This window comes from Shewanella marisflavi, assembly GCF_023283925.1.
In the GTDB taxonomy this organism is placed as follows: Bacteria; Pseudomonadota; Gammaproteobacteria; order Enterobacterales; family Shewanellaceae; genus Shewanella; species Shewanella marisflavi.
In genome coordinates this window covers 397,463-411,625 of sequence record NZ_JAKIKX010000003.1, presented here as the reverse complement: position 1 = coordinate 411,625, position 14,163 = coordinate 397,463, and the positions used below count along the sequence as shown (strand labels likewise).

Annotated in this window: 12 protein-coding genes; 8 read left to right on the top strand and 4 right to left on the bottom strand. The window is 51.4% G+C overall.

Annotation, left to right across the window (positions count from 1 at the left end):
- Window positions 1-134: 134 nt before the first annotated feature.
- Entirely contained in the window at window positions 135-2,303 is a 2,169-nt protein-coding gene (locus tag L2712_RS09400) for a cation:dicarboxylate symporter family transporter (protein ID WP_248977619.1), read from the top strand.
- Between the two features lie 7 nt (window positions 2,304-2,310).
- Here the strand turns inward: L2712_RS09400 and L2712_RS09395 are convergent, their stop codons facing one another.
- Both L2712_RS09395 and L2712_RS09390 read right to left on the bottom strand, forming a co-directional pair.
- Window positions 2,311-3,093 carry a CLCA_X family protein gene (locus L2712_RS09395; RefSeq protein ID WP_248977618.1) on the bottom strand — a complete coding sequence of 261 codons (783 nt, stop codon included), beginning with the start codon at window positions 3,091-3,093 and terminating at the stop codon, window positions 2,311-2,313.
- A gap of 174 nt (window positions 3,094-3,267) precedes the next feature.
- Window positions 3,268-5,502 carry an acyl-CoA dehydrogenase gene (locus L2712_RS09390; protein WP_248977617.1) on the bottom strand — a complete coding sequence of 745 codons (2,235 nt, stop codon included), beginning with the start codon at window positions 5,500-5,502 and terminating at the stop codon, window positions 3,268-3,270.
- Between the two features lie 447 nt (window positions 5,503-5,949).
- On the opposite strand from L2712_RS09390, the gene L2712_RS09385 reads away from it, so the two are divergent.
- From L2712_RS09385 to L2712_RS09375, 3 genes are read left to right on the top strand one after another with little or no spacing between them, the layout of a single operon-like run.
- Window positions 5,950-6,693 (top strand): (Fe-S)-binding protein, encoded by a 744-nt coding sequence (locus L2712_RS09385; protein ID WP_033539664.1) that lies wholly within the window; start codon window positions 5,950-5,952, stop codon window positions 6,691-6,693.
- A gap of 10 nt (window positions 6,694-6,703) precedes the next feature.
- Window positions 6,704-8,092 (top strand): lactate utilization protein B, encoded by a 1,389-nt coding sequence (locus L2712_RS09380; RefSeq protein ID WP_088903980.1) that lies wholly within the window; start codon window positions 6,704-6,706, stop codon window positions 8,090-8,092.
- Between the two features lies 1 nt (window position 8,093).
- Window positions 8,094-8,663: a LutC/YkgG family protein gene (locus L2712_RS09375; RefSeq protein WP_033539666.1), complete on the top strand. Its 570-nt coding sequence runs from the start codon at window positions 8,094-8,096 to the stop codon at window positions 8,661-8,663.
- A gap of 216 nt (window positions 8,664-8,879) precedes the next feature.
- Here L2712_RS09375 and L2712_RS09370 read toward each other — a convergent pair whose 3' ends face one another.
- Complete coding sequence (locus L2712_RS09370; RefSeq protein WP_248977616.1) at window positions 8,880-9,773, bottom strand: LysR family transcriptional regulator; 894 nt, start codon at window positions 9,771-9,773, stop codon at window positions 8,880-8,882.
- Window positions 9,774-10,111: 338 nt separating this feature from the next.
- Between L2712_RS09370 and L2712_RS09365 the strand changes: the two genes are divergently transcribed.
- The 4 genes from L2712_RS09365 (at window position 10,112) to mgtE (ending at window position 12,990) form a co-directional block, all read left to right on the top strand.
- Entirely contained in the window at window positions 10,112-10,417 is a 306-nt protein-coding gene (locus L2712_RS09365; RefSeq protein ID WP_248977615.1) for a hypothetical protein, read from the top strand.
- 190 nt (window positions 10,418-10,607) lie between these two features.
- Window positions 10,608-10,886, top strand: a complete 279-nt coding sequence (gene ppiC / locus L2712_RS09360; protein ID WP_248977614.1) for a peptidylprolyl isomerase PpiC — start codon at window positions 10,608-10,610, stop codon at window positions 10,884-10,886.
- 252 nt (window positions 10,887-11,138) lie between these two features.
- Entirely contained in the window at window positions 11,139-11,336 is a 198-nt protein-coding gene (locus L2712_RS09355; protein WP_248977613.1) for a DUF4344 domain-containing metallopeptidase, read from the top strand.
- Between the two features lie 298 nt (window positions 11,337-11,634).
- Complete coding sequence (gene mgtE / locus L2712_RS09350) at window positions 11,635-12,990, top strand: magnesium transporter (protein ID WP_033539670.1); 1,356 nt, start codon at window positions 11,635-11,637, stop codon at window positions 12,988-12,990.
- Window positions 12,991-12,993: 3 nt separating this feature from the next.
- Here mgtE and L2712_RS09345 read toward each other — a convergent pair whose 3' ends face one another.
- Complete coding sequence (locus tag L2712_RS09345) at window positions 12,994-13,890, bottom strand: mechanosensitive ion channel family protein (protein ID WP_088903979.1); 897 nt, start codon at window positions 13,888-13,890, stop codon at window positions 12,994-12,996.
- Window positions 13,891-14,163: the final 273 nt, after the last annotated feature.

The window sequence follows — 14,163 nt, the reverse complement described above, 5'->3', positions numbered from 1 at the left end:
GGCCAAAAACTGTGCTTAACCGCAACAGATTGACAATCAAGCCTTTTACCTCGCTATCCCCCCTTCTATAATCTGATAACCAATCTATGATGCCCAGCCATCACAGGTATGTGTCACATAAGGGAACTATTGTCGTGCTAAAGCAACTTTTCTCCATGAGCAGTTCGACTCAGATGCTCGTCGCCATGTTTATCGGTTTTGCGGTGGGGCTGTTTTTTGGTGAGTCCGTCGGCTGGATGAGTAACATAGGGACCAGTGTGATCCTGCTGATGCAGATGACGGTACTGCCCTACATTCTGGTCTCTCTGGTAGGCGGCATAGGTAAACTCAAGCGTGCCACCGCCAGCCTGATCTTTAGCCGCGCAGGCGTGATCATGCTACTGCTCTGGGCAGTTGGCCTAGTGTTAGTGGCGCTGATGCCATTGTCCTTTCCCTTTGTCGAAACCGCCTCCTTTTTCAGTACCAGCTCCATAGAGCCAGCCGCGGCCATCGACTACTTTAAGCTCTATATCCCCTCCAATCCGTTCCAATCTATGGCCGAAGGCTATGTACCCGCCATGGTGATCTTCGCCATCGCCATGGGGCTGGCCCTGATTGGCATGGAGGGCGACAACAAGCTGCTGATCATCAACTTTATGCACACCTGCAGTGAGATCTTCTCCAAGATCACCCAGGCGCTGGTCAAAGTCTTACCCATAGGGATCTTCGCCATGTCGGCCTCTGCAGCGGGCACCATGGGAGTGGATGAGTTTGCCAGCATGCAGGTTTATCTCATCAGCTATTTTGTCCTCTGTCTGCTGCTCACCTTCTGGGTGCTCCCCTGGATCGTCGCCTCACTCACTCCGGTGACCTTCGCTCAGGCGCTGCGGATCAGTAAATCCAGCCTGGTCACCGCCTTTGCCACCGGCAACATTTTTATCGTGATCCCTGTGATTGTCGAAGAGTGTAAGCAGATCATGCGCGAGCATCAGAGCCTGAGTGATGATGCCGAAACCTTAGTTGAAATTTTGGTGCCTATCGCCTTCACCTTCCCCAACATAGGCAAGCTAACGGTTATCCTCTTCGTGCTGTTTGCTGGCTGGTTTAACGGTACGCCAGTAGAACTGAGTGCGCTCCCGTCGCTCTCCATCAGCGGTCTGTTGTCGCTATTTGGCAGCGTCTATGTGGCGATCCCCTTTATGCTGGATCTCGTGCACCTGCCTCAGGATCTGTTTCAGCTGTTTGTGATGTCGGGCTTTATCACAGGTAAGTTCAACTCCATCGCCGCCGTCATGAACCTATTTGCCCTGACGCTACTCACGGTGGCACTGTTTGAGAAACGCCTGAGACTCAGGCCGCACCATCTGCTGAAGATGGGCATAGGCATAGGCGCCAGTGTGGCGGTCACCTTACTGGTTTGCCGTATCGGCATGGGGCTATTTATCCATAGCCCTGAGGTGACCAGCGGTGTGATCGCCAATATGCAGGTCGCCGACAAGGTACCCACTAAGGTGAACAAGCAATTCCCGATTCTCGGCCAGACACCGAGTCGCCCCGTCGCCGACGTTAATGCCATCCGCAGCAGGGGCGTGCTGAGAGTCGGCTATATCCCCAGCAATGTCCCCTTTAGCTACTACAACAATGCCGGGCAACTGGTGGGCTTTGACAGCGCCATGGCGAATCGTCTGGCAGACGATCTCGGTGTGCAGGTGGAGTTTATCCCCTTTGAGAAGGAGAAGCTGGCCGCGTCATTAGATGCAGGTTTCTTCGATATCGCCATGTCGGGCTTGGCGATGGATATCGAGCAGATGGACAAGCTGAGCTATGTGGAGCCTGTGCTGCTGCTCAACCTGGCTATTGCCACCAAAGACCATAAGGTCAATGGATTTAAGAGCAACCAGTCAATCAAGGCGATGCAGGATGTGACCATCGCCTATGTGGAGCACAGCGATATCATAGAAGATGCCAAGGCGTTTTACCCCAACCTCAACTTCGTCAAGATAAAGGGCTATAAAAACTTCTTCCGTCAGAAGGGCGATAAATATGACGCCGTGGTGATCAGCGCCGAGGCAGGCTCCGCCTGGACCCTGTTCTTCCCCGGTTATGGCATCGCGCCGCTGGAATATAAGGTCAAATATCCTGTCGCTTACGCCGTGGCCCAGGATAACCAGTCGCTGCTTAACTATGTCAACAACTGGCAGAAACTGCGTAAGGTCGATGGTCACCAGCAGAAGCTCTACAACTACTGGATGCTGGGTCAGGGTGCCAGCGAAACCAAACCCAGATGGTCCATCATTCGCGATGTACTCCATTGGGTGGAGTAAGTTCGGTTTAGGCTTCGCGTCCCAGGGCATCACCCAGGGGGCCAAAATAAGCCAGCAGCTGCTGATAGATGCTTTGCCTGTGCGCCAAGCTAGGATAACCACCCGCCTTCGCCAGTGGCGAATCCAGAGTCTCGTTGACTAAGTAGGGATTTTGGATCTCCGGGTGGGATTCGATACAGGCCTCAAATGCCCTGGCCATAAGCTCTGTAGGTTTGGAGAAATATTGCCTGCCCTGCTGCCTATCCAGCGCCACGGCGCGGCTCACATAGTCATGACTGTCCTGCCCGTCTATGCTCAGCAAGGTGGTGGCAAACACCTGCATCAGACGATCGTTGAGTGGATGCACAATAGGTGTGTGATCGGCGAGCCAACAGTGGCTGGCAAAGGCAATGCCCGTCGACGGGATATCAAATGTCTTGGCGGCAATATAGTGATCGAAGGCATGCCAGAACTCGTGCGCCAGGGCCCCCGCCCCTGCATTTTTGGCCAATGCCAACTCCCGCTGCGCAGGCATGTAGTGCGCCTGTACGCCCATCTGCCCACCGGTACCAAAAGCCAAATTCAGCGTCTGTCTCAGCCCCATGGCCTTAGGCGGCAGCTTTAGCATAAAGGCAAGGTCGGCAAAGGCGTCGAAGATAAGATTGGCCGCCTTATGCTTTTCCTCCTCCTCGACCCAGCTGCCAAGACGAATATGATTTAGGCCAAAGACCTCTTTGATATCATGAAAGCTTACCTGCTCGCCGCAGCGATAGTCTGGCCCCTGACGCTGATAATGATGTCGTTTTAGCACTGATCTGCCTTTGCTCGATAACTTGGGCCATCATAACCTATTTTGTCTTAAGCAGCAGCGCCAGCTATTAGCAGGTTAACCTAAGCGCTGCGGCGGTTTCATTCCCTGTGGATTAATATCTAGCATAAAAAAAACCGCCCGAGGGCGGCTTTTAGCTAAGCATTCAGCGTAACGTTAGGCTATCTTCAACGCCGCTCTGTCATCGACCAACTGCATGTCAAAGTCAAACTCATCGACGCGAATGGCCCGCTCACGCTTGAGGTTATAGTCAAGCAGCTGCTTGTGCTCACCTTCTGTGATGATCTTAGCCGCACGAGCCCTGTCCAGGGTCTCGGAAAATCTGACACCCGATTTAAAGTAACCCTGCTTCAGACCCTTCTTCACCTTGGCCAGCAGCGGCAGACAGGCAATCTTAGCCAGGTAGGCCTGCTGATTGATATCATTACCATCGCCCGGCACAGGTTTCACCAGATGAGTCAGCTGACGCTTGATATGAGTGTTGAGCTGCGCCTGATGCGCCAGTTCACGCACTAAATCGTCGTTGATTTTCTTCATCTTAGGCGAATAGGTAACAGTGATCAGTTTCATCAACTGACGCGTCGGTGCTGAAGGGAAGTTATCCAGGAAGCTCAGCAGTGCTTTTTCGGCATTCACCAAAGCCCAACGTGTAGCATATTCAAAGTAAGGCTTGGCCTGGGCACGATGTTCGCTACTCACCTTCTGCTCGTAGTAGCGAATCGATGCCATAGCCGCGTAAAGGTAGCTCATGACATCCCCAAGACGCGCTGACAACATCTCGGCCTGCTTGAGCTTACCGCCAAGCACCAACAAGGAGAAATCCGCATAGACCGCCAGCTTAGCCGCCAGCTTGTGTACCGCCTTCTCATATTCCACCACTTCGCTAAGCTCAGACTTGGCAGCGGCAGTGAAAGGCAGCAGGCCTAAGCGGAAGGCGCGCAGGCTGTTGCCCACACTGTAACCCACTGTCTGTCTAAAGATGCGATTAAAGGTCTTGTCGGCATCTTTATCATCGCTGTGAATCGCCTCAACCATGCTCTGCAGATGTGGATGACAACGCATGACCCCTTGACCAAAGATCATCAGGTTGCGGGTCAGAATGTTGGCTCCTTCCACCGTGATGGCAATTGGCTGGGCCATATAACCAGAAGCCAAGGTATTTTGCGGACCACGCTGAATCGCCTTACCAGCCTGGATATCCATGGCGGAGTTCAGCACATCACGGCCGATCTCTGTCATATGGTATTTGGCAATCGCTGTTACGACTGAGGGCTTAAGTCCTAATCCCAAACCTTCTGTGGTCAGCACGCGCATCGCTTCTTGCAGGTAAGTTTTACCGGCGATATCCGCCAGCTTCTCCTGAATCCCCTCAAACTTACCAATCGCTAAACCAAACTGCTCACGTACTGCGGCGTATTCAGCCGACGACTTAAAAGACGCCTGGCTCACCGAGACCCCTAGGGCGGGTAACGAGATACCGCGACCGGCCCCTAGGCAGGCCACCAGCATCTGCCAGCCACGACCGATATTCTGCTGACCACCGATAATAAATTCCATCGGAATAAACACATTCTCGCCACGAGTAGTACCGTTGTAGAAACGACAGCCCATAGGATCATGGCGATTACCCAGCTCAACACCAGGATGCGACTTAGGGATCAGGGCGCAGGTTATACCAAGCTGCTCTTTGCCGCCCAGCAGACCTTGAGGATCTTCTACCTTAAAGGCCAAACCCAGCACGGTCGCGATAGGGGCTAAGGTGATATAACGTTTATCCCAGGTAACCGACAGACCAAGCACCTGCTCGCCTTGATATTCACCCATGGTGACAGTACCGACATCGGGAATGCCGCCGGCATCCGAGCCCGCCTCTGGGCTGGTTAGGGCAAAGCAAGGGATCTCCTGGCCGTTCGCCAGGCGAGGCAGCCAAAAATCTTGCTGCGCCTGCGTACCGTAATGCATCAGCAGCTCGCCAGGGCCTAAGGAGTTAGGCACCATGACAGTAACAGCCACAGCCGAACTCTTAGCGGCAATGGTGGCAACAATCGTTGAGTTGGCATAAGGGCTAAATTCCAAACCGCCGAAGGCTTTAGGAATGATCAGCGAGAAAAACTTATGCTCTTTTAGGAAATTCAGAATATTTTCTGGCAGATGCAGGCTGTTTTGAATGGCAAAATCATCCACCATCTCAATTAAGGTCTGTACTGGACCATCGAGAAAGGCCTGCTCTTCATCGGACAGGCTAGCTCCTGGGATCTGACGCAGGGCATCAAAATCAGGTAGTCCCTGATAAATAGATCCCTCTAACCAGACATCACCGGCATCGAGCGCCTCTTGTTCAGTGGTAGATATACTCGGCAGTACTTTTTTAAATGTTGTTCTAATACTCATCTCTCAGACTCATCCGACCAGGAAACCTAGTGTGCATTACGTCACAAAAAAGAAATTAGATCAAACATTCTAACTGTAAAAAAATGCTTTATTTTACAGTTACAAACACAACTAAAAATTAATATCTGGCTTTTCAAAAGGTTACAAGTGTACGCTCAAATAAAAAATTTAAACACCTGTTTCATATATTTGTTTGAATCAGACCTTTCTTGACCTAGATCAGAGACTTTTTTTGACAATAAGAGAGCAAAATCACTCTATTTCAAAAATGAAAAAATGAGCATATATATTTACTAAATTAGCACTACTTATTATGTGGATATAAGCTTAAATTATCATCACAAACAACCCTGCAATATGGGACAAATACCAAGCTTATGCCACCTGTAGCGGCACAATAAGCCAGCGCATTCGCCCACATGCAGCCTTCAAATAAGAGAGTGCTTCATGAAGATAGCCCTATTTATTCCGTGTCTGGTGAACCAGATGATGCCCCATGTTGGCATCGCCACCGTCGAACTCCTCGAAAAACTCGGCCATCAGGTCATACTGCCCAAGGGCCAGACCTGTTGTGGTCAGCCCATGACTAACTCGGGCTGTTTTGATGAAGCCAAGAAGACCACCCTAAAACTGCTAAACGCTTTCAAAGGCGTTGAGTGCGACGCTATCGTCTGCCCGGCAGCTTCTTGCCTGGTTGCTGCCAAAGAAAACTTCCATGAGTTCGACAACAGCCCAGAAGCCCAGGCGGTGATCGACAAACTCTATGAACTTACCGAGTTTCTGCACGACGTTGCCCCAGTTCCCGCTTTCAACAAGCCATTCAAGTTTAAGGTCAGCCTACAACTTAGCTGCCACGGCATCCGTATGTTGGATCTGGCGACGCCAAGCGAGCAGATGGGCCCACGTACCAATAAGGTCGAGGCCGTTCTGAGTCGTATTCCTGGCATCGAGATCGTCTACCCGGATCGCCGCGATGAGTGCTGTGGTTTCGGTGGTACCTTCGCCGTTGATGAAGGCGCCGTTTCGGCCAAGATGGGTAAAGACAAGGCACAAGCCCATGCTGCTACCGGTGCAACCTACGCCGTTGGCTTCGATCCCTCATGCTTGCTGCATCTGGACGGCATGATCCGCCGCCAGCTACTACCGATCTCGACCCGTCATATCGCCGAAGTCATCAACGCAGCCCTATAAGGAGCAGACCATGTCTAGTCAAACCACAGCCATCAACTCAGGTGTGCACGCTAAAAAGGCCGACATTTTTTGCAAAGATGAAGCTCGCGTCGATTGGCACTCTAAGGCGCTTTGGACCCTGCGTGAAAAACGCGACCGCGCCGCCGGTAGCCTACCAGAATGGGAACAGCTACGTGAGATCGGCTCAGAGATGAAGCTACACACTCTGACTCATCTGGGCGAATATCTGGAAACCTTCGAGAAAAACTGTCAAGCCAACGGTATCGTAGTGCACTGGGCCAAAGATGGCGCCGAGCACAACCAGATAGTACACAGCATCCTGGCCAAACATCAGGTGAAGAAGCTGGTGAAATCCAAGTCAATGCTGACCGAAGAGTGTCACCTTAACCCATACCTTGAAAGCAAAGGTATTGAGGTGATCGACACCGACTTGGGCGAGCGCATCATCCAGCTGGCCAAGCAGCCACCATCACATATCGTGGTACCGGCTATCCACCTAAAAAAAGAGGAAGTGGGCGACCTCTTCCATGACAAATTAGGTACTAAAGCAGGCGCTTCTGATCCACTCTATCTGACCCGAGCCGCCCGTGCTCACCTGCGCGAACAGTTCCTGACGGCCGATGCCGCCATGACAGGGGTGAACATGGCGATCGCCGACAAAGGCGCCGTGGTGGTCTGCACCAACGAAGGTAATGCTGACATGGGCGCCAACCTGCCCAAGTTACAACTGCACTCTATGGGCATAGATAAGATAGTGCCGGATCTCGACAGCGCCGCCGTGCTGCTGCGTACCCTGGCGCGTAACGCCACAGGACAGCCTGTCACGACCTACAGCAGCTTTTACCGCGGTCCACAGACTGGCGGCGAAATGCATGTGATCATCGTCGACAACGGCCGTACCGACATGTTGCAAGACAAGATTCTAGCCGAGTCGCTCAAGTGTATCCGCTGCGGTGGCTGCCTGAACACTTGTCCTGTTTATCGTCGCTCAGGTGGTTTCAGCTACAACTACACCATTCCAGGCCCTATCGGTATCGCCGTGGGTGCCCAGGCCGATGATACTCACTCAATCCCTTGGGCTTGTACCCTGTGCGGCAGCTGTACCTATGTCTGCCCAACTAAGGTGCCATTGGATAAGATCATCCACCATCACCGCCGCCTCAAGGCCAAGGCGGGCAAACTGCCTTACGGCAAGCGCAACTATATGCCACTTGTGGGCAACTTTATGGCCAGCGAAACCATGTTGAACTGCTCTATGAGCGTCGCTCGTACTGCGCTGCGTATTCTACCTGGCTCACTGCTGAAGCCATTCACGGGTGCCTGGGGTAAATACAGAGAACTGCCCGTAGCGCCTAAGTCCAGCTTCGAAGCTTGGTTTAACAAAAACAGAGGTCAATAAAATGTCGAGCAAGCAATCTATTCTCAATGCATTAAAAAGCGTCGCGGTTGAACCTCAGGCTATGCCGTCAATCAATGTCAGTCCACGTCTGGATGATGTAATTGGTCAGTTTGAAACCAACCTGGGCACAGTGGCGGGGACTCTGCACAAAGAAGGTGGCCTAGCCGCCTTGCAAGCCAAGGTCGATGAACTGGTCAAAGAAGGTAAGCAGGTGATCTCACAAGTTGAAGGCGTCACGGGTAACCGCAACGCGCCTGAGACGGCTCATGAGCTAAGAGATATCGACTTTGCGGTGATCCCTGGTGACTTAGCCGTTGCCGAAAACGGTGCCATCTGGGTCAACAACCAGCACTTAGGTCATAGGGTTACCCCTTTCATCTGTGAAAACCTATTTTTGGTGGTGAGCGCAGACAAGGTAGTTGCCAACATGCACCAGGCTATCAAGCAGATTGGTCTGGAAAGCGGTGAGTTCGGTGTCTTTATCGCCGGCCCCTCTAAGACGGCCGATATCGAGCAGGCTCTGGTGGTCGGTGCCCATGGCGCCTGTAGCTTGAATGTGTATCTGATCTAACAGTAACCACAACACCCTATTTCGCAGCCTCAAACTGCTCAGCCACCGCTTTTACAGGGTGGCTTTTTTTTGACTAAAAAAATGGAAAACCGCTAAATGAGACAGGTTACAGCGCTATTTTGCGCTGAGTTAATGACAGCTTAACCTTAAGAAAGTGGTCAGAGACCTTGATGATCCCCCAGTAAAAAGGCGATACAGTTCCTTGCGCCTTGCTCCTTAGTGGAACAGGCAACTGGCTCTGTCTTGCATAAATTCGATGAACAGCTTGACCTTGAGGGGTTGGTGGGTACGCTGATGATATAAGAGCGAGATGCGGCGCTGCTCGCCATGCCAATCGGGCAACACCCGGCGTAGTTCCCCTGTCGCCAGCTCTGACTTAACAAATAGCTCGGGGCCATAGAGAATACCGCCATCATCGACTGCCGCTCGCACGGCTCCATTTAAATCGCCAAGGGTCAACTTGGCCGGGCCTTCGTAGTAAAAATCTTCACCACTAACATGCTTCATCGACCAGTTAAACAGCGGCCATACCTTGATCAGCGAATGTTCTATCAAGTGATCCGGATGATGGGGGCTACCCGCGCAAGCAAGATACCCCGGCGAGGCAAACAGTCCATAGTCGAGGACACCCAGTGACTTAGATACCCAAGAAGAATCTGGCTGCGCACCGCCCACAATTGCCACATCGACCCCCTCATCAATCAGATCTATGCTGGAGTTATTTTGGGTAATATGCAGTTGAATATCCGGGTAGGCCTTAGAGAAGTCGTTGATCACCCCGATAAAAATCATTGAGATAATCGACACGGGCGCGGCAATACGCAGCGTCCCCTCGGGTTTTTCGATACGAGTATCACTGCAGCTATCAAACTGAGCGACCACATCTTGATAACGACTAAATAGCTCTGCGCCCTCTTCGGTCAATCTCAGCTTGCGGGTGCTTCGCATGATCAGCTGAGTATCAAGCAAGCTTTCCAGCTTAGTCAGCTTACGGCTCACTGTCGCCACCGGCATACCCAGCTCTTTAGCCACCTGGGAAAAACCACCCGCATTGACCAGGTGCACAAAAAGATGGATGAGCTCAAGTTCTGTGCCTAGACTACGCGCCATCAAAAGCCTCGAAAAAACCGATTACAAATAGATAGGAATTATAACAAAACCAACTGTGTCAGGTAGCTATCTTACCTCATTAAGCTTGCGCTCAATCAATAAATTCCTCACCAGCACCGATAAATGCTAGCCATTAGGCCCCGCCACCCCCGAGGCTTTAATTTATCTCCTATCCCTAACTTGTGCACTGAGCTTCATTGCCCCCATCAACAACCCTATAGCAATCACTAATTTAGCACCAAGCAAGGTACGGTTTTTTAGGACAAAAACTAGACAAACGATAATTTGCACAGCAATATAAATGTGACGCACATCACATTTATATAAGGAAGATAATAATGAAAAAGATGGCCCCTACCCTGCTCCTGTTGCTCTCATCGACACTTTCAGGCGCAACTTACGCTAACTTAAATGCCATTGAATGTAATGATTGCTCAGCAGCCGCTGCGCAGCAGCAAGCCACTAAGGAACTTGCCAAGCAAGAGAGTCAATCAGTCTATGTTGTTGACTTTGTTAACAATAAAATCAACAAGTTTCAACAAGATGGTGAGCTGGTGTCAACTGCCGCCATGACCCTATCTGAAAATCTGCAAATCAATAATCATTACGCGCATCGAAAAGTAAACCTGCGCTCCGTTGACTAAATCACCACCGCCTGAATATCTGTTCACTGAGCAGACTTAGGGCCTTCACCCCGAAGGCCCTTGGCCAACGACTGCAACCTGGCTTACCAGCTAAAATATGCTGCAACTTAATCCCCCTTGGGCGCACACGACCTAACACAGTATAATAACCAGCATGAGATCCAACCTACTGGCCAAGAGGCAACATTAGATGGCAAGAACCGCAGCGGCGCTTCATATACTCGTTAAACATAAAGAACTCGCCGAAGAGATCATCGACAAGCTGAATAAAGGCGCTAAGTTCGACCAACTCGCCAAAAAACACTCCACTTGTCCCTCGGGTAAGAAAGGCGGCAGCCTGGGGGAATTTAAGAAAGGTCAGATGGTGCCCGCCTTCGATAAGGTTTGCTTCACCGGCGAATTGATCACACCTCATCTGGTGAAGACCAAATTCGGCTGGCATGTGGTGAAAGTCTTGTATCGGACGTGATGCTAAGATCTGGCCTAAGTGTTCAAAGGGGGTGATTGTTAACCCTCTCCGCCAACCGGTTTAAACCTTGCTTCTTCGGTGTAAAACAAACGTCCTAATAGACTTATATACCGATTTGAAATTCTTACCTTCGATGTGACCTATCGCCTGCCCGGCGAGGGATGTGCAGATACGCCTATGACACGCTGTGAAGCCATCCTTGGCCGCTCTACGATTTCATCTGACCTCCTCGGAAGAAGGAAATGCCGATAAATGTCGGGAGCATTTACGACCCTATGTCACGTCTACGGCAGCGCCCCCGACAAGTATGTCGCCATCGTCAAAGAAGGGCTGCTAGGGGAAAAAAGAGCCGAGCTTTGCATCGAAGAATACTCAGCCATCTCACGCAGCTGGCTCAGGCTATTAGAGCCTTACATCAAACCATATACGGCAGATGAGCTTAGACAATAAAAACATCGCGCTTGCCCTTAACGCCTATATTTCGGGTGTACACCTCGACTGGAGAGAGGCAATATAGGTGCTCCACTCATCATGTTTCATCTCACCTTTAAATGTCCTTACTAAGGCCACCAACTAGCACCTATAGTTGAACCTTTAACTGAGACCTTAAAGAATGTAACTGTCACTAAGAATCTAAATTCGTTAGAGTAAACTAAGCTTGGATGGTCCAGGTTAACAATTGCTATGCCTGCTTGAGCCCCCAACCTGACAAGCCAAATAGCCCAGCCTATGTAGTTAAGGATATTGAATGACCGATAAATTTCAGCAGCTTGCAGACAGACTCGACAACGCCATCAGCCAAGGCGATCAGAGTGTCATTCAAGCAATATTGCTCCAGGCGAGCAGCGCTGAAACCGCGCGTCTGCTTGAGTCGCTGCCACCTAGAGAACGTCTGAGAGTCTGGCCTCAGGTCACTCCTAAACGCTGCGCCAAGGTACTGTTGGCGCTCCCCCAGCCACTGCGCCGCGCGCTGATCGAGCAAACCGATGAAGCTAAGCTGATTATCGGCCTCAGCCAGATGGAGATGGATGAACTGGCGGATATCGATGCCGATCTCCCCATCCCTGTGGTGTCGGCCATGGTGCAGGCGATGGACGCCCAACGCAGGCAGCGATACGAGCGGGTCAGAGACTATCCAGACCAAAGCGCTGGCGGCTTGATGGATGTTGACATCAGCGCTCTGCGTGCCGACGTATCGATAAAAGCCGCGCTGCGTTTTCTGCGCCGTCTTCGCCAACGCGAGGGCACATTGCCAGAGCACCTGGACAGCTTGATGGTAGTCGACCGAGACAATACACTACTGGGCATAGTACCGTTAAGCCTTTTGGTCTCCACCGAGATGGACACCAGCGTGCGGGAGATCATGTCAACTCAGGTCACTAGCTTTACCCCCGAAATGCCCGCCACCAGCGTCGCCCAAACCTTTAAAGACAAAGATCTGCTATCCGCGCCCGTAGTGGACCATGAACACAGATTAATAGGCCGCATCACGGTGGATGATGTGATCGACGTGATTCAGGATGAAGCCGACAAGGCGCTCTACTCTCAGGCAGGTCTGAACAATCATCCCGACATGTTTGCTCCCATAGTCCAAAGTGCCACCCGACGTGCACTTTGGTTGGGTATCAACCTACTGACGGCCTTTCTCGCGGCCTGGGTCATAGGTCTATTCGAGGCCGCCATCGAAAAAATTGTGGCCTTGGCGGTGCTCATGCCAGTGGTCGCCAGCATGGGCGGGGTCGCTGGCAGCCAAACCCTCACCCTGGTCACACGCGGACTGGCATTGAATCAGATTAATCGTAATAACATTATTAAGTTGATTGGTCATGAGTTCAGTATTGGCGCACTCAACGCCATCTTGTGGGCATCACTGGTCGCCGTTATCGCGCTTAAATGGTTTGGTGATTGGCAACTTGGGCTGGTGTTTGGACTCGCCATGATCATTGTCCTGATCACTGGCGTATTAGCGGGGGCCAGCATACCACCGCTACTTAAGCGCATAGGAATAGACCCTGCATTGGCGGGCGGTGTAGTGCTTACCACGGTCACAGATGTGGTGGGTTTCTTCTCCTTCTTAGGATTGGCAACCCTGCTGATTCTTTAAGCTCTACTCCTCAAGGGCCTGCTTTTCAGAGGTACTTGGCGGCGTGCTAGTGATCTTAAGCTCGCCGTCCAGATGCAGATCCCGCTGAGGAAAGGCGATCACTATACCCGCCTCAGTAAATAGCTTGTAGATACGAAAACGGATATCGCTGCGAATACGGCGAATATCCGCTTCTGTATTGGCGCACACCCAGAAGATGCCATCGAAGATCAGCGCGTTGTCACCAAAATCTTCAAAGATGGAAATGGGCGCGGGCGTATCTAAGATCTCATCATGATCATCCAGGGTCTGCTTGATGATCTGGGCAACGCGCTCCACATCCGAACCATAGGCAACTCCAACCCTGACGGTGGAACGGGCAGTATTGTCGATCAGGGTCCAGTTGGTGACGGTATTTTCCAGCAGGTGGCTGTTGGGTACCAACATATGCACACCATCATTACGGCGGATCAGGGTTGAGCGGGTATTGATACTCTCCACTACCCCTTTGGTGTCGCCAATCTCCAGAAAATCACCAATACGGATCGGCCGCTCCCACATCAAGATCCAGCCGCTGATGAAATTGTTGATAATGTTTTGTGCCCCAAAACCGACACCAATAGCCACTGCCCCCGACACAAAGGCAAAGGCTTTGATAGGAATATTAAGGATCTCAAGGCTGGTAACCAAGATGATGGCAATTGCGATTACCAGGTAGATACGGGAAAACAGATGCACGGCATCAGGGGCGACCTTACGCGCTAACAGGGTACGGCGGATAAGTTTGCCGATTCGGGTGACGATAAACCAGGCCAGCAAAAGAAGCAGCGGCACTTGCAACACCTGAGACACAGTGATCGACGAATCACCATAGGTGAAAAGAACGAAAGATAAGATCTCCTTAATATCCTGCCAGCTCATGCCATTCCCCTAATACTTGCCGTTCATTGAGTATAACAGCCGGAACGAAAAGCGTGATTTAGGCCTCAAAGTCAAACACTTCCCTAACACTGCAATAATTAGCATGTGCAGCGCAGCGACCACTTCAACATGCGTCTAGCGGTTTACTTAAATCCGCCACCTCCCTTACTACCCCTACTGAGCACCTGCGACCTGACTTAGGCATACCAACAACTGGCGAAAGCACAACAATAAGACACGCCAACAGATAGTTACAGGTATAACCAAAAACGG

Coding starts and splice junctions, on each gene's coding strand:
- ppiC (WP_248977614.1), top strand. CDS start 10,608: ATGGCAAGAACCGCAGCGGCGCTTCATATACTCGTTAAACATAAAGAA.
- L2712_RS09390 (WP_248977617.1), bottom strand. CDS start 5,502: ATGAGTATTAGAACAACATTTAAAAAAGTACTGCCGAGTATATCTACC.
- L2712_RS09385 (WP_033539664.1), top strand. CDS start 5,950: ATGAAGATAGCCCTATTTATTCCGTGTCTGGTGAACCAGATGATGCCC.
- L2712_RS09365 (WP_248977615.1), top strand. CDS start 10,112: ATGAAAAAGATGGCCCCTACCCTGCTCCTGTTGCTCTCATCGACACTT.
- L2712_RS09380 (WP_088903980.1), top strand. CDS start 6,704: ATGTCTAGTCAAACCACAGCCATCAACTCAGGTGTGCACGCTAAAAAG.
- L2712_RS09375 (WP_033539666.1), top strand. CDS start 8,094: ATGTCGAGCAAGCAATCTATTCTCAATGCATTAAAAAGCGTCGCGGTT.
- L2712_RS09370 (WP_248977616.1), bottom strand. CDS start 9,773: ATGGCGCGTAGTCTAGGCACAGAACTTGAGCTCATCCATCTTTTTGTG.
- L2712_RS09355 (WP_248977613.1), top strand. CDS start 11,139: ATGTCGGGAGCATTTACGACCCTATGTCACGTCTACGGCAGCGCCCCC.
- L2712_RS09345 (WP_088903979.1), bottom strand. CDS start 13,890: ATGAGCTGGCAGGATATTAAGGAGATCTTATCTTTCGTTCTTTTCACC.
- mgtE (WP_033539670.1), top strand. CDS start 11,635: ATGACCGATAAATTTCAGCAGCTTGCAGACAGACTCGACAACGCCATC.